This window comes from Psychroserpens sp., assembly GCF_036960315.1.
Taxonomy (GTDB): Bacteria; Bacteroidota; Bacteroidia; order Flavobacteriales; family Flavobacteriaceae; genus Psychroserpens.
Genome location: NZ_JBALVR010000005.1, coordinates 109187 through 130504, shown reverse-complemented (window position 1 = coordinate 130504; position 21318 = coordinate 109187). Strand labels below are relative to the sequence as shown.

Annotated in this window: 16 protein-coding genes; 14 read left to right on the top strand and 2 right to left on the bottom strand. The window is 35.2% G+C overall.

Annotated features, from left to right (window positions below; genetic code table 11):
* Positions 1-122 precede the first annotated feature (122 nt).
* The 3 genes from V7719_RS10290 (at position 123) to V7719_RS10280 (ending at position 4361) form a co-directional block, all read left to right on the top strand.
* Positions 123-674, top strand: coding sequence for an OsmC family protein (locus V7719_RS10290; protein ID WP_335729818.1), 552 nt, complete (start codon positions 123-125; stop codon positions 672-674).
* A gap of 61 nt (positions 675-735) precedes the next feature.
* Complete coding sequence (locus V7719_RS10285) at positions 736-864, top strand: hypothetical protein (RefSeq protein ID WP_335729817.1); 129 nt, start codon at positions 736-738, stop codon at positions 862-864.
* Positions 865-890: 26 nt separating this feature from the next.
* Positions 891-4361: a thiamine pyrophosphate-dependent enzyme gene (locus V7719_RS10280; protein WP_335729816.1), complete on the top strand. Its 3471-nt coding sequence runs from the start codon at positions 891-893 to the stop codon at positions 4359-4361.
* 46 nt (positions 4362-4407) lie between these two features.
* On the opposite strand, the gene V7719_RS10275 is transcribed toward V7719_RS10280, so the two are convergent.
* Positions 4408-7548: a VPS10 domain-containing protein gene (locus V7719_RS10275; RefSeq protein WP_335729815.1), complete on the bottom strand. Its 3141-nt coding sequence runs from the start codon at positions 7546-7548 to the stop codon at positions 4408-4410.
* 260 nt (positions 7549-7808) lie between these two features.
* On the opposite strand from V7719_RS10275, the gene V7719_RS10270 reads away from it, so the two are divergent.
* From V7719_RS10270 to V7719_RS10255, 4 genes are all read left to right on the top strand, one after another.
* Positions 7809-8552 carry a hypothetical protein gene (locus V7719_RS10270; protein ID WP_335729814.1) on the top strand — a complete coding sequence of 248 codons (744 nt, stop codon included), beginning with the start codon at positions 7809-7811 and terminating at the stop codon, positions 8550-8552.
* A 158-nt stretch (positions 8553-8710) separates the two neighbouring features.
* Positions 8711-11734, top strand: a complete 3024-nt coding sequence (locus tag V7719_RS10265) for a sensor histidine kinase (protein ID WP_335729813.1) — start codon at positions 8711-8713, stop codon at positions 11732-11734.
* Between the two features lie 2 nt (positions 11735-11736).
* Positions 11737-12486: a LytR/AlgR family response regulator transcription factor gene (locus tag V7719_RS10260; RefSeq protein WP_335729812.1), complete on the top strand. Its 750-nt coding sequence runs from the start codon at positions 11737-11739 to the stop codon at positions 12484-12486.
* A 264-nt stretch (positions 12487-12750) separates the two neighbouring features.
* A complete protein-coding gene (locus V7719_RS10255) occupies positions 12751-12951 on the top strand; it encodes a hypothetical protein (RefSeq protein ID WP_335729811.1) in 201 nt (66 codons plus the stop codon).
* Here V7719_RS10255 and V7719_RS10250 read toward each other — a convergent pair whose 3' ends face one another.
* Positions 12952-13542, bottom strand: a complete 591-nt coding sequence (locus V7719_RS10250; protein ID WP_335729810.1) for a riboflavin synthase — start codon at positions 13540-13542, stop codon at positions 12952-12954.
* 60 nt (positions 13543-13602) lie between these two features.
* Between V7719_RS10250 and pdxA the strand changes: the two genes are divergently transcribed.
* From pdxA to V7719_RS10215, 7 genes are all read left to right on the top strand, one after another.
* Positions 13603-14652: a 4-hydroxythreonine-4-phosphate dehydrogenase PdxA gene (pdxA, locus tag V7719_RS10245; RefSeq protein WP_335729809.1), complete on the top strand. Its 1050-nt coding sequence runs from the start codon at positions 13603-13605 to the stop codon at positions 14650-14652.
* 81 nt (positions 14653-14733) lie between these two features.
* Entirely contained in the window at positions 14734-15276 is a 543-nt protein-coding gene (locus V7719_RS10240; RefSeq protein WP_335729995.1) for a YceD family protein, read from the top strand.
* Positions 15277-15284: 8 nt separating this feature from the next.
* Entirely contained in the window at positions 15285-15488 is a 204-nt protein-coding gene (rpmF, locus tag V7719_RS10235) for a 50S ribosomal protein L32 (protein WP_335729808.1), read from the top strand.
* Positions 15489-15667: 179 nt separating this feature from the next.
* Positions 15668-16663, top strand: a complete 996-nt coding sequence (locus V7719_RS10230) for a beta-ketoacyl-ACP synthase III (RefSeq protein ID WP_335729807.1) — start codon at positions 15668-15670, stop codon at positions 16661-16663.
* 37 nt (positions 16664-16700) lie between these two features.
* On the top strand, positions 16701-17183 hold the full coding sequence (gene accB, locus V7719_RS10225; protein ID WP_335729806.1) for an acetyl-CoA carboxylase biotin carboxyl carrier protein: 483 nt from the start codon (positions 16701-16703) through the stop codon (positions 17181-17183).
* 76 nt (positions 17184-17259) lie between these two features.
* Positions 17260-18609 (top strand): acetyl-CoA carboxylase biotin carboxylase subunit, encoded by a 1350-nt coding sequence (accC, locus tag V7719_RS10220; RefSeq protein ID WP_335729805.1) that lies wholly within the window; start codon positions 17260-17262, stop codon positions 18607-18609.
* A 321-nt stretch (positions 18610-18930) separates the two neighbouring features.
* Entirely contained in the window at positions 18931-21201 is a 2271-nt protein-coding gene (locus V7719_RS10215) for a zinc-dependent metalloprotease (RefSeq protein ID WP_335729804.1), read from the top strand.
* The last annotated feature ends 117 nt before the right edge of the window (positions 21202-21318 follow it).

The window sequence follows — 21318 nt, the reverse complement described above, 5'->3', positions numbered from 1 at the left end:
CGTTATAACACGAAGCGCTCAAATTATATATAATATATTGTAAATCAATGCTTTAATATGTTTGGCATGCGTTTGGCTTAATGTCAGTCAAATAAAATGTTTAACAAATAAATTTTAAAACAATGATTACAACAGCAAACATTAAAAACGGAGTAAACGTAGACCAATTAGTAGACACTATTGGAGCAGTACAAACAAATCCAGAATTAGCAAAGTTCCAATTCAGATCTAAAAATGACTGGATTACAGGAGGACATTGCGTCACTAGCATCAAAGGATTCTATGGTGTAGGAGCAGAAGACGAATCTCGTCAAGAAACATTCACTATGGAATGTGATCACCCAAATGTATTATTAGGTGAAGACAAAGCAGCGACACCGCCAGAGGTTGTGTTACACGCTTTAGGTTCTTGCTTAACAGCAGCAATGACTTATCATGCTGCAGCAAATGGGATTGACATTGATAGTATATCATCTACCTTAGAAGGAGGTGTAGATTTACACGGTTTCCTAGGGCTAGATCCAGAAGTACGCAAAGGATTTGATGGTATCAAAATGGTACTTAAAGTAAAGTCTGATGCGTCTGCAGAACAACTTGAAAATTTAGCAAAGTTTTCACCTGTATTCGATATGATTACAAATCCAACTCCAGTTTCAATTGAAATTGTAAAGTAAAATTAACTGAAAAAGGCTACTCCAATAATTGGAGTAGCCTTTTTTCAAAAAATCAACAATTATGACAACTTTAAAAATAGCGCCATCACTCGCTTCAAATATGGAAAACCTATATACAGGAAGACTGTATTCATGCATTAAATGTTCTAGAGGAGAAAAGTGGCAAAGTAGAAGACGATTCAAAAATTGATAATTAATGACAATTTTATACCAACAATGAAACCACAACAACATAGCATCATTAACGCAAATCAAGCGGCAGCACATATTGCCTATAGAACCAATGAAGTGTTTCCTATTTATCCAATAACACCCGCTTCTGAAATGTCTGAATTAGTAGAAGAATGGAGTGCAAAAGGACAATCTAATAGTTTTGGTACAAACCCTTTAGTTTTTGAAATGCAAAGCGAAGCTGGAGTTGCTGGTGCAATGCATGGAGCGCTTCAAACAGGTTCATTGTCAACAACATTCACAGCATCACAAGGTTTGTTGTTAATGTTGCCAAACATGTATAAAATTGCAGGAGAATTGACACCAAATGTTATTCATGTGGCAACGCGAAGTATTGCCACACATGCGTTATCAATTTTTGGTGATCATAGTGATGTTATGGCTATAAGAAGTTCTGGATACGCAATGCTTGGCGCTGCATCTGTTCAAGAAGCCCATGATTTTGCTTTAATTTCTCAAGCAACCACATTAGTGTCAAGAATTCCATTTGTTCATTTTTTTGACGGATTTAGAACCTCCCACGAAACGTCTAAAATTGAAATGATTTCTGATGATACGATTTCAAAAATGATAGATTTGAATATGATCGACGCACATCGCAATAGAGCCTTAAACCCTAATAACCCCTTTTTGAGAGGTACTTCTCAAGGTTCCAATGTGTTTTTTCAAAGTAGAGAAGCTATAAATTCATTTTATTATGCTTGCCCGGAAATTGTTCAAACAAAAATGGATGAGTTTGCAAGTTTAACCGGAAGACAATATCGACTTTTTGACTATATAGGTCATCCAGAAGCTGAACATATTATCATAACCATGGCTTCGTCTTCTGAAACAGTTGAGGAAACAGTTAAGGAATTAAATACCAAAGGGAAAAAATACGGACTTATAAAAGTGAGGCTATTTAGACCTTTTAGCACAAAGCATCTTATTGAAGCCTTGCCAACCTCATGCAAATCAATTGCCGTTTTAGACAGAACAAAAGAACCAGGAGCATCTGGCGAACCTCTATATTTAGATGTGAGTCAATCGGTTTTTGAAGCGTTTCAAAATAACGAACTAAAGACATTGCCTAACGTTATTGGTGGTCGTTATGGCCTATCATCAAAAGAATTTACACCAGCAATGGTCAATGCTATTTTTGATAATTTAAAAAGCACCAAACCACAAAATAACTTTACCATTGGAATAGACGACGACATCACTCATTTGAGTTTACCTATCAACAAGGACTTTAAATTAGAAACTAGTGCATTTCAAGCATTGTTTTATGGCGAAAAATCAAACGTTGAAGGAGCTGAGGTTGCTAGCTTATCTGAATACATAGGCGACAAAGGGCCTAACTATGTGCAGTTTTATACCGAGTTAGACTATAAAAAATCAGAATCAAGACAAGTCCATCATTTACGTATTGATACCAAACCCATTAAAGCGCCTTATTTAATTTCTAGAGCTGATTTTGTTGCTTGCCAAAATGTATACTTCACTGAAAAAGACAACGTACTAGATAGCCTAAAACCAAACGGAACCCTGTTGGTTAACTCTTCATTTTCGTCGAAAGCATTTTGGCAAACACTTTCAGCAAACACACAAAAAGGGATTATTAAAAAAAACCTTTTATTATACATCGTTAATGTCAAAAACTTAAAAGCAAGTTATAGCATGGGAAAAGAGAAAATTTCAGCTTTTGATGCTTGTTTTCTATTCCTTAATAATGGTTTTGTGTATTCTAATAATTTAATCGAATTATATACGCAAATTATTAAAGTGGATACTACGGAACAAGCGAACTTCAGTAGAGAAATAATTGATGATATTGATTTTCAATCAACGCTTTTGGGGAAATTATTAGGTGGAAAAAACTATCCTGTATTGGTTAGTGATATTCCTGTTGATGGTACATTTCAGACGAATACATCTCAGTACAATCCCAATAGAAATTCTGAAATGATAGCCGAATGGAATCCAGACGCTTGTATTCAATGTGGTGCTTGTAGTATGGCTTGCCCTCTAGGCGCGCTTCGAATGAAAGTCTTTAACGATTCAGGGTTAGAACAGGCACCATCAGGTTTTGATGCAATAGCTTCAAAAGAATTTGACCTCATGAATTTTAGCATTCAAGTGAATAGCAACCAATGTAATGGATGCAACAATTGTGTAGAGGCTTGTGATGTGAGCGCACTTGAAATGGTTGAAAACAAACATAATAAAGACGATAATTGGAGCTATTTTAAATCGCTACCGGAATTTAATCGCGCTAAATTAGATGTGACAAAAGTAAGTGAGCAACAATTACAAGAACCCTTATTTAAATACGCAACGGGTGATGATGGGTGTGGCGAAGCACCTTATTTAAAATTATTATCACAATTATTTGGAGATCGCTTATTGGTAGCGAATGCCACTGGAGCCAGTTCTATTTTTGGAGGAGCGCTGCCAACGACACCATGGTCTAAAAACCTACAAGGAAACGGACCTGCTTGGTCAAATTCACTATTTGAAGATAACGCCGAATTTGGTTTAGGTTTTCGATTGTCTTTAGACCAACAAGAGATTGAGGCAAAGCGATTACTTAAAGAGATGATGAACACCATAGATTTTGATTTGGTTCATGATATTATTTCTGCTAAGCAGCATACCGAAATAGAAATTATTCAGCAAAGAAAACGCGTTAAGGAGCTAAAAAATATCTTGAACACAATAAATTCAAAAGAAGCAGAAGCACTTCTAAAAGTAACTGACTGTTTAGTTAAAAAAAGTGTGTGGTGCGTTGGTGGAGATGGTTGGGCTTATGATATTGGTTTTGGAGGACTAGATCATATGATTGCTTCTGGAAAAAATGTAAATATTTTGATCTTAGATAATGAAGTCTATTCAAATACTGGCGGACAAATGTCTAAAGCAACACCATATGGAGCAGCAACGAAATTTGGTTTTAATGGAAAGTCAAAACAAAAAAAGGATTTAGGCTTAATGGCCATGACTTATGGTGATGTGTATGTCGCATCAGTAGCTATTGGAGCAAATCAAGAGCAAACATTAAAAGCTTTTATAGAGGCCGAAAACTATGATGGGCCTTCAATAATTATCGCGTATAGTCATAGTAAATCACATGGTATTGATATGAAAAACCCAAGTCAGTATCACAAAGCGGCTGTGAATTCGGGACAATGGTTACTGTATAGAAGTGATCCACGACGAGAAGGAAACCTAAACACATTACAATTAGATTCTGATGTTCCTTCTATAAGCATTCAAGAGTATTTGAAACTAGAAGGCCGTTTTTCAAAATTATTCGATACTAATAAAGAACAACTTGATGAGTTGATGCGACACATTCAGAAACAAGTGGACAAACGTTTTGATACCTATTTAACAATGGCTTTATCTACACCTATAAATAGAAATCAGCTGCTTCAAAATAATAGAATGAAGCGACAGTTGGTATATGGTAGATAAATTTCAATAAACAAGCCTTAAAATACTGTAAGGCTTGTTTTTAGTATTAATCCTCAATAATCAATGCTGGAATATCTAGTGATTTATGCAATTTATTATAAGCACTCATTTCAGTTGTAATAATAGCATCACGCTCGTTTTTATATACTTGCCAATCTTTCATTAAATCATCAAACCGTTCTTTAGCGCCTTTCGTAACTTTTGGGTCTGCTTGATCTATGTAACCCAATAACTGCATGAGTTGCGAGTTGAACATATTATTAAAATTAATGACGTCCTGAAAGGTTTTTTGTTTGGCTTGAATTAGGTTTTCCTCCCAAATATTTATGCGTTCAATTAATTTGCCTCCTTTATCTAAAAGTGGTTTAGCGTTTTCGTTGTCTTCTAAAAGCGAGGCATAATTATTAAGCTGTTTTTTTGCAGATCGCATTTGATTAACAGATTCATGAATTTCTCTAACTGTATTTTCAATAGTAACTAATAACTCTTGTTGTTCTCCAAAATCTTGAGGTGTTGATTTTACAGATGGGTTTGGTAAAATAGTGACCTCAGTTTTAGAAGAGCTGTTTTCAAGTGTTAATCTTAAGGTATATATTCCTGGAGCTACACTTGAACCACTATGGCCGCCAAAAACGAAAACTTTGTTTATTGATGGAAGTGCTTCGCGATTAAAATCCCAAGTAAATCGGTTATAGCCCTTTTTTGAAGGTAATACTTGTGGCGCTGATGGTCCGCCAGGCCACAAGGCAAAATCTTTAGGTTTTTTGTTAGTATAAGTTCGAATAACCTTAGAATCCTGAAGCACTTCAAGTTTTAAATCTAATGTATCTGCATCTCTATCTAAGTAATAATCAAAAGTAACTCCGGTTTTGGGGTTTAAGCCTTGTCCAGTTGCTTTAGATGTGCCACCAAAAATGCGATACGTTGGTTTAGGTTGAAAAATGTTTAATTCTTTTTGATCCGAACTCATGCTTTGGAGCGCACCCAAGTCGCTTAGAATCCAAAAGCCACGACCAGATGTTGCGGCTACCAAATCGTTATCTTGAATAATCAAATCATTGATGGCAACTACAGGAAGATTCAGTTTAAATGCTTGCCAATGCAACCCATCATCTAGAGAGAGATATAAACCAGTTTCTGTTCCCGCATATAATAATCCTTTTCGTTTTTTGTCAGCTCTAACCACGCGAGTAAATCCATTAGGATCATCAAGTCCGTTTACGATTTTAGTCCATGTTTGTCCGTAATCAGTAGTTTTGAAAATATGAGAATTCAAGTCCATAGATTTATATCGCATAACCACAATGTATGCCGTGGCAGGATTGTGTTCTGAAATATCAATGCTGTTAACAATACCATCGGCCAAACCTTTTGGTGTTATATTTTGCCAGGTTTGTCCGCCGTTTTTTGTAATATGAACTAAACCATCGTCACTACCAGCATAAAGCACACCTTTTTCATGCTGAGATTCTACCAAAGTGGTCAGTGTATTATAGTTTTCTCCTCCTGCAGCTTCGTTAGTATATGGACCGCCACCTGAACCATGTTTGTCTTTTTCGTTTTTAGTAAGATCTGGACTTACAGTAGTCCAATTAATTCCTCCATCAGTTGTTTTAAAAACCACATTTCCTCCATGATAAATCGTGTTTCTGTCATGTGGAGAAGAGATAATTGGTGCATTCCAGTTGTACCGATATTTAGAGTCTTTAGGCGCAATACTTAAACCTAGTTCTGGATATTCTTTGATTGATTTTTGTTCTCTAGAACTTTTGGTCCACTTACTAATATTACCTTGATACGTTCCTCCATAAACGGTTTCAGGACTGTTTGGATCGAAAGCAATAAATGCACTTTCACCACCAGCAACCGAATGCCAATCTTTCCAATCGATTCCAGCATCATTGGTTCTGCTTGCAATAGCGATAGCCGAATTATCTTGCTGACCACCATACACATGATAAGGAACAAGATTATCGGTTATTACACGATAAAACTGGGAGGTTGGTTGATTTCGTTGTGTACTCCAGCTTTTTCCAGCATTAAACGACACATTGGCACCTCCATCATTAGAATTGATGAGATTGTTATTGTCATTCGGATTAATCCATAAATGGTGGTTGTCACCATGAGGTACAGGAACATTGCTAAAACTTTTCCCACCATCGATTGATTTCATCACAGGCGCATTCAGTACATAAACAATATTTTCATTTTGCGGATCAGCAAAAAGCTCCATATAATACCATGAACGCGCAATATTGACACGATTGCCATTAATTTGTTTCCATGACTTCCCAGCATCATCAGAACGGTAAACACCTCCTTTTTTACCTTCGGCTTCAATGACCGCAAAAACACGTTCTGAATTTGCTCGCGATACCGAAATTCCAGACTTCCCGAAATCTTCTGGAAGCCCATCCTTTAATTGTTCCCATGTATCGCCACCATCAATAGACTTGTATAAACCTGATTTTTCTCCACCAGATTCCATATACCATGGATAACGTTGATGTTGCCACATAGAAGCATATAAAATGCGAGGATTATTCATGTCCATAGATAATGAAGAGGCTCCAGTAATTGTATCTATGTATAGTATGTTTTTCCAAGTTTTCCCGCCATCGGAAGTTTTATAAATACCTCGTTCTTTTGATGACGCATATTGTGCGCCTTGAGCGGTTATATAAATGATATCTGGATTTGTAGGATGGATAATAACATCTGAAATATGGCGTGATTTTTCTAAACCTAAATGCGTCCAAGTTTTTCCAGCATCCATAGACTTGTATACACCATCTCCCATTGAAGTCATTACGCCTCTTGCTGCATGTTCTCCCATACCAACAACGATAATATTAGTATCGCTTTCTGAAACGGCTATAGCTCCAACAGAACCTGTTTTTAAAAAACCATCTGAAATGTTTTTCCAAGTGATTCCTGCATCTGTAGTTTTCCAAACCCCTCCACCTGTAGAACCCATATAATAGATTTGAGGCTGACCTATAACACCAGTTGAAGCAACACTTCTTCCGCCTCTAAACGGACCAATATTCCGCCATTTTAAGCCATGAAAAAGACTGTCTTCTACTGTAGTCGTTGATGTGCTAGCCTTCTTATTTCGTTTTTGACTATGACTGGAAAAAGGAAGCATTAGGATGCAGAAGAGAATGATTTTAATAGTTTTCATGTGGTTAGCTTTTGTTAGTAGTATCTAAAGATATGATGAATATTTTATATATGTCATTTAAGGGTTTTTCAAATGCATAAAAAGCGAAATATCTACGAATTCTAAACCATCCTTAACGAATTCTAGAAGCACCCAAATTTTACTCTAATACCAAGATATCTTTGAAGTATCAGACACCAATTATAGTTTCGATTTGTTGATAAAGAAAATGAATTTCAACTATAAGTGGTGTAAATTATAAACCCATAAAACAAAATACTATGAAAACTTTAAAGAACACCAAAAGCGAAAAAAACCCACAAACAACAGTATCTAAACTCTTTCAAGCAGTAATGATTTTGGCAATGCTATTTATCGCATCAGATATTTACGCTCAAACAAAAGAAGTAGAGTTTGATGTTTATACCAATTCGGCAGCTAAAGCGTCTCAATATCTATTAGGTGACGATGTAGCGATGAGAGATTGTGCTTCTGTACACTGCGAAAAAGTAGCAACGATTAATATTGGCACTAATGTAAGATTATTAGCAAAAAGTGAAATACCTCAAACTATTAATGGTGTAACCAGTAGATTTTACAAAATAAAAATGGGACCTCAAGTAGGATGGATTTGGGGCGGACTCGTCTCACAGAAGACAATGGTGAGCCAAATAAACCCAGAAATTAAATTCGTGTTTGGTGAAGCAGGAGTTGATTATAAAGGGTATAAGCGTTTCCAGATAAGAGCCGTTAGAAATGGTACTGAGATCGACAAAATCTTCGTAAAGTCTGAAACCTTAAGGCATGATTTAGTGAGCTTAATAGAAAAGAAAGACAACACATACGGAACAGATGTAATAACATTATGTAGTAATGAAGGTGAAAGCTGCGAGACTACAGATAACAAATCATATATCGTATTTAAAGACAATAAGTTGATGCAAACAAAAAGCCTTGTTGCTCTAGAAGAAGTAAAATTCGCAAAAACGAACTACGCTTTCTCTTGCGAACTTGATAACCAATAGAAAACAATAATGATAATTAGTTGATGTTGTGATTCATGTTTTGAGCGCTGTATATCCTTGAGAGTACAGCGCTTTTTGCCGTTCATAAAAAACAATATACTTGAAGTCAAAAAACTGCGTTCAAAATTGTAAGTTGCAATAAGATAATATGACCTAAATTGAAATTAAAAACCACATATAACCTCTTTGTTGTTTTCTTCGGAATAACACTAACACTCAACGCTCAAAACAAACAATTGAGAGCATTTACGCTTGAAGATGGTTTACCCCAATCCCAAGTGTATGCAATGACCCAAGATGAAAAAGGGTATTTGTGGTTAGGCACACAAGGTGGTGGTTTAGCTCAATTTGACGGCAATACATTTAAAGTGTTTAATGTAAGTCATGGCTTAGCATCCAACTATATTAATGCTTTAAAAACAGTTGGAAACACTCTGTATTTAGGTACAAAACGCGGATTGTCAATTAAACTTAAAAACAAGTTTTTAAATGTTGAAACACCTGAAATCAATAAGATTTGTCAAATTGATTCTCAAATCTTTTTATTGACTAAAGCAGGTGTTTTTAAGGTTCAAGACGATTTTTCCGTGGAAAAAGTGGTACTGCATCCCGAAATTGACGACCTCCAAATAAACGATTTAATAGCCTATAATGATTATTATTGGTTAGCTATGCAAGATGGTTTGTGGGGGTTTAAAGGGCCATTATCTAACCCTGAAGATATTCAAAAACTGGAACGAGGCAACTTTAAAGCCCTAGTTGCTCATAACAACAAAATCATTGCCTCTACTTTTAATGATGGTACCTTGGTGTTTGAATCTGATGATTTTGATAACCGAATTTTAATTCGTGAGCCCTTGCGTATAAACAGTGCGTCGATATTGAACACCAATCAATTGTGGATAGCGACAGATAATAGTGGTGTTTCTGTTATTGATACCGAAACGAATAATGAATTGTTTACACTTGATGGATCTAATGGACTTTCGGTTCCTAATGTGAAACAAGTACTTCAAGATCGTCAGTCTAACATTTGGATTGCAACGTCAGGTGGTGGTTTGTATAAGTACTTTCAGAATAACTTCAAACATTTTAATACTGAAACAGGGCTTAATGGAAATCGTATTTATGCGGTTCACCATGCTGACAATGCCATATGGATTTCCAATTCTGAAAAAGGATTAATGCGAATCGATAACTATGGTATTCACGATATCGAGATTCCTGAAGCATTTTCCGAGGTGAAAATTAAAACCATTACAAGTGACCAAAACGGAAATATTTGGGCCGGATCTGATGGTCGCGGATTATTATTCCGAGGAAAAGTAAGTATAGATTCTTTTGCAGTCGATATTTTAAAAAGGAGCAAAAAAGCGATTCCTAAAATTGTTGAGGTTACCAAAATATTAAATACTGACAATGGATTTCCAGATGATTGGATTCGGAAAATATATAGCGATAAAAAAGCCATTTATGCAGCAACCTATTCTAGTGGTATTGTAAAGTTTAATTACAATGCAAAGACCGATAGTTTAACAGTTTATAAAATGTATGGAACAGATGATGGTATCCAAGACTTGTATCTAAAAGACCTGGTGAAAGACAGCGGAAATAGACTTTGGTATGCTACTCAAAATGGGCATTTAGGGTATTTACAAAACGATAAAATCACTCATTTAGGAGTTGTTTTAGATTTAAACGTGCCAATTAACACCATTTTATTTCACCAAAATACGATGTTTTTGGGAACTGCCGGAAAAGGGATTTGGTGGTCAAATGATGAGGATTTTAGCACGTTCAAAAAACTGAAAGGTTTAAAAACTGGGTCCTCAGAAAACATCTATCAACTTATTTTTGATAATCAAGGCTACCTTTGGGCTGGAACCGAACGAGGTGTTGACAAGTTAGAATTGGACAAAGACAACGAAATTAAAGATGCTTTTTTCTTCGGAAGAAACGATGGGTTTTTGGGTATTGAAACGTGTTTAAATGCAGTAGATAAAGACGAAAAAGGTCATTTGTGGTTTGGTGCGCTCTACGGACTTACAGAATATCAACCCACAAACACTAATAAAGAAACCGAAAAGCCAACCATCTATTTAGAAGATGTAAAAGTTGCCTATGAAAGTTTGGATTCTATACATCTATCTGCTTGGACAAATACCGATAAGGTGTTGCAATTAACGCCAGATCAAAAACAGGTTAGCTTTTCATTTAAAACGGTAGATATAGGTCATCCTAATGGTGTTGAGTATCGCTACAGATTAAATGATAACGATTGGAGCCCTTGGTCTACAAGCGAAACACAGGACTTTTCTGAACTTAATTTTGGAGCTCATGATTTTATGGTGAAATCCAGAAACCATAGATGGAAAGAGAGTGAACCACTTCGGTTTTCCTTTTATATTGATAGTCCGTTATACAAAAAAGGTTGGTTTCAATGGACTATCATTGGCTTAGGTGTTTTAGTATTAGTAGCAATCGCATTTCAATACATTAAACGCATTAAGCTCAAAAATGCACAAGATAAGGAACGCTTAGAACTAGAAAATCACCTACTCACATTAGAGCAAAAAGCATTGCGTTTGCAAATGAATCCACACTTTATATTTAATGTGTTAAACGGAATTAAAGCCATGGCTCCAACCAAGCCAGAAAAGATGAATGAGACCGTAAATAGCTTTGCGACCTTGTTAAGAGAGACTTTGGTGAATTCTAGAAAAAATACGATTGGTTTAGATCAGGAAATAAAAACCTTAAAACACTATATTGAGGTTGAACGTTTGATGACTGAAAAAGTATTTAACTATAATATCAAATTGAATGCCGATGTAGATGCAGAGGAAATATTAATTCCACCAATGCTCATTCAGCCTTTTGTTGAAAATGCCATTCGCCATGGGATTTTAAAAGGTCCACGAGAAGGCGAATTAAAAATTCAGTTTGATACAATTGAAGACGTCTTAAAGGTGACCATTTCAGATAATGGGATTGGGATTTATAGCTCACAACAACAAAAGCCCAAAACAGATCATCAATCTATGGCGTTAAAAGTGACGAGAGAGCGATTAGAGTCCATTTCAGGTAAAGATGCTTTAGAAATTAAAGAAATAAAGAATAATGATGGAACAATTGGTGGTACGACTATTGTATTTAAAATTCCGTTAGAAACCGATTATTAATTATGTTAACAGCAATTATAGTAGAAGATATGTTGGATGCAATGCAACTTTTAAAGAGTGACATTGAAACCCATCATCCAGAGATAAAAATTATTGACACAGCACAAAGTGTTGTGCAAGCTGCTAAAGCGCTTCGAAAAACAGAGCCAGATATTTTGTTTTTGGACATTATGTTAGGCGACGGAACAGGGTTTGATGTTTTAGAAATCTTTCCAGATTTGAAGTCGAAAATAATTTTCGTAACAGCTAGTGACGAATTTGCCATTAAAGCATTCAAATTTGCAGCGATAGACTATGTGCTTAAACCTTATGCAAATGACGAATTAACTCAAGCCATAGAAAGAGCAAAACAGCAGATTGAACCAAGTAAAGAACGCTTAGAGATTTTAAAGAAAACCTTATCCGCACCAGAAAAAAAACCTGATAAAATCTCTTTACATACGTTAGATAAAATTATAATTGTCAATTTAGATGATATTGTTCGTTGTGAGTCTGATAGTAATAACACCATGTTTCACCTTCAAGACAAACGCAAAATATTTGTAACTAAAACCTTAAAATATTTTGCAGATATGTTGAAACCTTATGGGTTTTTAAGAATACATCAAAGTCATTTAGTAAACTTGCAATGCATTAGCGCATTTATTAAAACAGATGGAGGATATCTTATGCTTAAAAACGGAGAAAACGTACCAGTTTCGGTACGGAAAAAAGCTGAGGTTATTGAAATTTTAGACCAAATGCATCGCTAAAAGCACTTTAAGCTAAAAAAATAATAAAACCAAAGGGATAAAGTTGTCGTAAGTAGTTATGTAAAATGCATGATAACAATTATTTAAAACTAAAAATATTCAGATTTTCTTTTGATTATCGTAAAAAAGCATATATTTGATTTTAATATAAATTTAGTGAATAATCACGAAAACATGCTGTTCGTCGATTTTTTTTGCGTTTTATGGATATTATTTTGCTATTAAATTTTGTTGAGACCCTTTTTTTTATACATTTACGCCATAATGAGAATACAAAACAAGAAAATCCTAGCCTCGATCTTATTTGTATTAATAAGTTTTGTATGCGTAGCTCAAGGTGGTCAACCACCACCACCTATGCCTCCACCACCTCCAGGTTTACCTATTGATGGGTTTACTACTATTGCTTTAATTTTAGGAGCTTTCTTTGGGGTGAAAAAGACGATTGATAATTCTAAAAAGTAATTATAATCTCGCTTCGTGAAGTTTTTGAATATATTTTCCTAAGACATCAAACTCAAGATTTACTTTTGAGCCTATTTTAAAATGCTTGAAATTGGTATGCTCATAAGTATAGGGAATAATAGCAACACTAAATCTATTTTTTTCTGAATTGACAACGGTTAAACTTACACCATTTACGGTTGCAGAACCTTTTTCAATGGTTACATTTCCAGAGCTATCATCATAACTAAAGGTGAAAAACCAACTACCATTTTCTTCTTTTATGTTTTCACATGTTCCCACTTGGTCTACATGACCTTGAACAATATGACCATCTAATCGATCGCCAAGCTTCATTGCGCGTTCAAGATTAATAGCATCACCAATGTTTAAATCGCTAATATTGGTTTTGGTAATAGTCTCCTTAATAGCAGTAACGGTATAATTATCTGCAGAAATATCCACAACCGTCAGGCAAATGCCATTATGAGCAACGCTTTGGTCAATTTTTAATTCTGAAGTCATTTGACTCGCTACTGTTAAATGTAGATTGCCCTGTTCGTTTTTAAGGTTCGTAACAGTGCCTAAACCTTCAATAATCCCTGTGAACATATTGTCGAATAATTGGTTAAATTTGTGACCATAAAATTACGTACAATAGATAATATCTTAATGGAAAAAGACAAAAAAATAAAACTGGGTATTTCAATAGGCGATTTGAATGGTATCGGTTCAGAAATTGCAATAAAGACATTCGAAGATAATCGCATGTTAGAGTTTTGCACACCCGTTATTTTTGCATCCATAAAAGTGATGTCTTTTTTCAAAAAGCACTTCGATAGTAGTATTAACTTTCATGGAATAAACCACACTGATCAAATTATTGATGGAAAAATCAATGTGCTTAATGTGTGGAAAGAAAATGTGAACATTAATTTCGGGGAAGAAGATATAAAGATTGGAGAGTATTCCGTAAAATCATTAGAAGCAGCGACACAAGCTTTAAAAAATGATGCTATAGATGTTTTAGTTACTGCTCCAATACACAAACACAATATCCAATCGGATAGTTTTAAGTTTCCTGGACACACTAATTATCTCGCAGAAAAACTAGGAGGAAAAAGCTTAATGTTCATGGTTACTGATGCTTTAAAAGTAGGCTTACTTACCGATCATGTTCCTGTAAAAGATGTGTCTGGTCATATTACTTCCGAATTGATAAACGAAAAAATTGACACAGTTTATAACTCTTTAAAGCAAGATTTTAGAGTAAGTAAACCTAGAATTGCGGTTTTAGGTATCAATCCTCATGCAGGAGATAATGGAGTTATAGGAGAAGAAGATGACAAAATATTGAGACCGACGCTAGAAGAAATCAAAGAAAAAGGAAAAATGGTTTACGGACCATATTCTGCAGATAGCTTTTTTGGTTCTGGAAACTACAAGAATTTTGATGCGGTCATTGCTTCCTATCATGATCAAGGTTTAATTCCTTTTAAGACCATTACGTTTGGGCATGGTGTAAATTATACTGCAGGACTCAATAAAGTGAGAACATCTCCAGATCACGGAACCGCTTTTGAAATTGCTGGAAAAGGAGAAGCTGATAATGGTTCTTTTAAAGAAGCTGTATTTACGGCGATTCAAATTTTCAGAAACAGAAACGAGTATGGAGAATACTCGAAAAATCCTCTAAAAAAAGCACCTAAAAAACCACAATAAATCTTGTGAACATTTTTTGTTTATAAGAATAGTTTAATTAATTAAAAGTTATATATTTGCAGGCTCAAAATGAATGCGATGATGAAGCCTTTAAAGGAATACGCGATACCATTTATTGGTCTCAAGGAAGGGAAGCACCATTTTGATTATCAAATTGATAAAGCGTTCTTTGAATATTTTGAGTATGATGATTTTAATGATGTTAACGTTAAAACAGAGTTGCTTCTTGAAAAGAAGTCAACCTTTTTGGAGTTGTATTTTGAAATTTCAGGTATTGTAAATGTTAACTGCGACCTAACAAATGAACCTTATGACCAAAGTGTTAAGGGTGAATTTAAATTGGTAGTTAAGTTTGGTGACGATTACAATGATGAATTTGAAGACATCCTAATCATTCCGCATGGACAATACGAAATTATTGTGGCACAATATATATATGAATTAATCATATTATCAATGCCAACTAAACGTATTCACCCTGGAGTTGAAGATGGTACATTAGACTCAGATATACTTAAAAAGTTAGAAGAGTTAAGTCCGAAAGACTTAGAAGAAAAAGAAGAAACATCTGAGGAAACAGATCCTCGCTGGAATACATTAAAAAAACTATTAACGGATAAATAACATATACAATGGCACATCCTAAAAGAAAAATATCTAGAACAAGAAGGGATAAAAGAAGAACACATTACAAAGCATCTGTTCCTACAATTGCTACGTGTCCTACAACAGGAGAAGCACACCTTTACCATAGAGCACACTGGCATGAAGGTAAATTATATTACAGAGGTCAAGTATTGATTGACAACTCTGAAGTAGAAGAAAATTTAGCATAAGTCTTATGCATGCATATAATAAAACGCTCACTACTGAGCGTTTTTTTTATGTTTAATTTCTCTAAGTCTTAAAAACGACTTAATTTGCACCATATTCGTTCAAAATTTAGTAATTTCATTAAAATTTTACCATTTTTCGATGATTTTTGTCTTTTTTGGACTGTTTTTAAAAACACAATATGAGTAAAATCACAGCGGCAATTACAGGAGTAGGCGCATATTTACCTGAATATAGATTAACTAATCAAATTTTGGAAACCCTGGTCGATACCAATGACGAATGGATTACATCACGTACAGGTATTAAAGAACGTCGCATTCTCAAGGGAGAAGGAAAAGGAACCTCATATTTAGCCATAAAAGCCGCACAAGACCTTATCAATAAAAAAGGGATTGACCCCAAAGACATAGAATTGGTAATTGTTGCAACTGCAACACCAGATATGAAAGCTGCCTCTACCGCAGCTTTTACTGCAACTGAGATAGGCGCAACAAATGCGTTTTCTTTCGATTTAGAAGCTGCATGTTCTAGTTTTCTCTTCGGAATGTCTGTTGCTTCAAGCTATATAGAATCGGGAAAATATAAAAACGTTTTACTTATCGGAGCCGATAAAAACTCGTCTTTTATCAATTATAAAGATAGAGCAACATGCATTATTTTTGGTGATGGAGCTGGAGCCGTTTTGTTTGAACCTAATCATGAAGGCTTAGGTCTTCAGGATGAATTATTGAGAAGTAATGGTGAAGGACGTGAGTTTCTTCAAGCGACATATGGTGGGTCTTCATATCCAATTACTGCAGATACGTTTAACGAAGGGAAACAATACGTTTTTCAAGAAGGGAAAACAGTCTTCAAGAATGCTGTTTTCAACATGGCAGATGTTACCGAGCGTATTATAAAAAGAAATAACTTGACTAACGATGATATTACTTGGTTGGCAGCGCATCAAGCGAATAAGAGAATTATAGAGGCTACCGCAAACAGAGTGTCTTTAGAACCAGAAAAAGTAATGATGAATATCCATAAATATGGAAATACAACTTCAGCTACGTTACCTTTACTGTTACATGATTACGAATCACAATTAAAAAAGAACGATAAAATTATATTCGCAGCTTTCGGAGGCGGATTTACTTGGGGCTCAATTTATTTAAAATGGGCTTATAATTCATAACCAACTTTTAACTAACTAATTAAAACGACTATTAATTATGGATATTAAGGAAATTCAAAACTTAATCAAATTTGTGGCCAAATCTGGGGCAAGTGAGGTTAAATTAGAGATGGACGACATCAAAATCACCATAAGAACTGGTGGAGATGATAGAGGGGAATCTACCACTTATGTTCAACAAATACCAATGAACCAACCTTTAGCGCAAGCTGTTCCTGCAGCTGCTCCATTAGCAGAATCTGTTCATGCAGAAGCTCCTGCAGCTTCTGAGGATTCAAAATACATAACAATTAAATCACCTATTATTGGTACATTTTACCGTAAGCCGTCTCCAGACAAACCTATGTTTGTTGAAGTAGGAAGCTCAATAGGTGAAGGTGATGTACTTTGTGTTATTGAAGCCATGAAATTGTTCAATGAAATCGAATCTGAAGTCTCAGGAAAAATCGTTAAGATATTAGTCGACGATTCATCCCCAGTAGAATTCGACCAACCTTTATTTTTAGTAGACCCATCATAACCAAATTTAAAATTCCAAAACGCAATTTCTATTATCATTGAAATTTGGAATTTGAAATTTTAAATAGTAATAAGTTATGTTTAAAAAAATATTAGTAGCTAATAGAGGTGAAATAGCACTACGTGTTATTAGAACCTGTAAAGAAATGGGTATCAAAACAGTTGCTGTATATTCTACAGCTGATGCCGAAAGTTTGCATGTAAAGTTTGCCGATGAGGCCGTTTGTATTGGTCCACCTTCAAGTAGTGAGTCTTACCTTAAAATATCGAATATCATTGCAGCTGCAGAAATCACAAATGCAGATGCCATTCATCCAGGTTACGGATTTTTATCAGAGAACGCTAAGTTTTCTAAAATCTGTGAAGAACACGATATTAAATTTATTGGTGCCTCTCCAGAGATGATTAATAGAATGGGAGATAAGGCAAATGCAAAAGCAACCATGATTGAAGCAGGAGTGCCATGTGTTCCTGGAAGTGAAGGAGTTATAGAAAATTTCGAAGACTGTATAAAAGTAGCTTTAGAAACCGGATATCCAGTAATGCTTAAAGCATCAGCTGGTGGAGGTGGAAAAGGAATGCGAGCTGTTTGGAAACCTGAAGAGCTCCAAAACGCTTGGGAATCTGCGCGAGCAGAATCGAAAGCAGCCTTTGGAAATGATGATATGTACATGGAAAAACTCATTGAAGAACCACGCCATATCGAAATTCAAATTGTAGGAGATTCAACAGGTAAAGCCTGTCATCTTTCAGAAAGAGATTGCTCTATACAACGTCGACACCAAAAGTTAACCGAAGAGGTGCCTTCACCTTTTATGACTAAAGCCTTACGTGAGAAAATGGGTAAAGCGGCAGTAAAAGCTTCAGAGTATATCAAGTATGAAGGTGCTGGAACTGTAGAATTTTTAGTTGATAAGCACCGTAATTTCTACTTCATGGAAATGAATACTCGTATCCAAGTAGAACATCCAATTACAGAACAAGTCATTGATTTTGACTTAATTCGTGAGCAAATTTTAGTGGCTGCAGGAGTGCCAATTTCAGGTAAAAACTACTTACCACAATTACACTCTATAGAATGTAGAATTAATGCTGAAGATCCCTTTAACGATTTTAGACCATCACCAGGACGTATCACAACGTTACATGCTCCAGGAGGACATGGAGTTCGTTTAGATACGCATGTGTATGCGGGTTATGTGATACCGCCTAACTACGATTCTATGATCGCAAAGTTGATTACTACAGCACAAACTCGTGAAGAAGCAATCAATAAAATGAAACGTGCTTTAGAAGAGTTCGTAATCGAAGGAATTAAAACAACAATTCCATTCCACAGACAGTTGATGGAGCATCCAGATTATATAGCTGGAAACTACACAACTAAATTCATGGAAGATTTCGAAATTCAACCTGAAGAAGATTAATATAACAACTCCGAAATTTACGTTTCGGAGTTTTTTTATGCTTATTATTTGGGTGTTCTTTTATCTCGAAGAGTTGAGACAAAAGACACGCTATCCGTTAAATCTTTTTTGAAAAACTAAAAAGGATATCACTTCTATCCTTAACACATCTAGCATTGGCTACTTCTCTTGATTAAGGCAAGGTGGATTCAAACATAAGCTATGAAATGAGAGGGATTAAATTAGATTTAAGCAATATTAAGACGCTATATTTGATGGATATTTATTTTTTAATTGTTTATTTCACTAAAACCTACTAATTTCACAAAAAAAAGCACACTTATGAAAAAAAATAGTTTAAAAAGGTATGTCATTATCATGATATGCTTAAGTTTTTCTTTTTCCTCATTTGCCCAAAATAACTTATGGAAAGAAATTTCAAATGACACTGATATTTCTCAAGATAAATGGCAAAGAGATGTCACACCAAATACAAGTAAATTATTCTCATTGAATCTTGAAGCGGTCAAAGAGATCCTTGCTAATGCACCAAGTAGAAAAGAAGCCACGATAGCTTCTGGAGTTCTTTTAGATTTCCCTAATGCTGAAGGCAAGCTGGAAACGTATAAAGTTCTTGAAGCGTCAGTGATGCATCCAGACCTTCAAGCACTACATCCAGATATTAGATCGTATGTTGGTCAACATGTAGACAAACCTTATATCACCATTAGATTTAGTATTTCTCATAAAGGATTAAATGCGATTGTTTTAAACTCAGAACTTGGGTCGCAACATATTGATTGTTTAACGAAAGATCAAGCGATTTATCAAGTTTATAAAATTAAAGATGTTGATGTACCAAGTGATGCATTTGTGTGCTATACAGAAGACGAAGGTGTAGATCTAGCCAACAGAGAACCATCACTAGATAATCTTCAAAGAAATGCAGACGATGGCCTTTTAAGAGAATATAACTTAGCGCTTGCATGTACACAAGAATACGCTGCATATCATGTTACCGAAGCAGGTTTAGATATGGCTTCAGATGCTCTAAAAAAAGGCGCTGTCTTGGCTGTCATGAGCGATATGATGACAAGAATAAATGCAGTATATGAGATAGATTTATCTGTTACAATGACCTTAATACCAACGAATGAAAATATTATTTTTCTAACAGACTCATTTTTATCAAATGATAATTTGGGCGCATTAATTGACGAAAGCCGAAATTTTCTTCCTTCTCTAGCAGGGTCAGGTTTTGAAATAGGTCATATGTTAGCGAATACATCGGGTGGTCTGGCTTATGTATCTCAGGTATGTAATGATGCTTTTAAGGCAGGTGCTGCTTCAGGAAGATTTGGTGTACCAGCAGGCTTGGTTCATGAAAACATTGTTAGACATGAAATGGGTCACCAATATGGTGCACTTCATACCTACAATTCAACCAATTGCGCAGGGCCAGCTACAGCTTCAACGGCATATGAACCGGGAAGTGGGTCGACTACAATGTCTTATGCGGGTATTTGTGCCGCTTCTTCAAATGTTATATCAACTAACGACTTATATTTTCATCAAATTAGTTTACAACAAATATGGACTAATATATCTTTTGGAAATTTTAATTGCTCTACGGATGTATCTAATGGTAATGCTTTACCAACAGTAGAAGCGGGTGCTGATTATTTTATTCCTATTGGAACACCTTATAAACTGACAGGTGTCACTACAGATGCAGATGGCATAGGTACACACACTTATTGCTGGGAGCAATTTGACTTAGGTCCTGCTGCTACAAATCCAGGGCCGACCACATTGGCAGGACCAGTGGTTCGTTCTTTTCCACCAGATCCTAATCCAACAAGATACATCCCAAGGTTAGAAGATGTCCTTGTAAATGGAGGTAACTCCACACAATGGGAGAAACTAATGTTAATCGCTAGAGATATTAATTTTAAGTTAACAGTAAGAGATAATGGTGTTAACGGTGGACAAACTGTTGTAGATGACATGAAAATAACTACTGTTCAATCAGGATTCTTCAAAGTCACTTCTCAAAACACAGGTGCAATTTCTTATGATGGCGGCACAACTCAAGCCGTTACTTGGAATGTAGCAGGAACTACGGGTTCTGGAATTGATACAGCACAAGTTAATATATTATTATCAACTGATGGTGGTGTAAACTTTGATACTATTTTGTTAGCAGCTACAGATAATGATGGTACTGCAGACGTAACGATTCCTAATGGGACTAGTTCAACTGAATGTAGAATAATTGTTGAAGCTGTAGGAAATATTTTTTACAATGTAAATCTAGCAGAATTTGAAATAGTGAGTACGCTTAGTATAGATGACGAAGATTTAAATGATAACCTAATTGTCTATCCAAACCCAAATAAAGGAGAGTTTAGTATTAAGTACACAAATGGATCTAGTGACGGTTTACAGATAGACATCTATGATATAAGAGGCCGTTTTTTATTATCCAAAACATACGATAACACAGGAGATTTTAATGAAACTATTAAGCTTCCTAATGCTAAAACAGGACTGTATCTTTTAAGCGTAACAGTTGGAAATCAAAAAAGCATAAGAAAATTAGTGATTCAATAACGTTTAATATTTACTAAAAAGCCCCTAATTTTAGGGGCTTTTCTTTTTTCATGAACTATAGTTACTGTAAAATAAAATCATGTTGAGCCAAAATAAACGATATAATTAATTATAAAT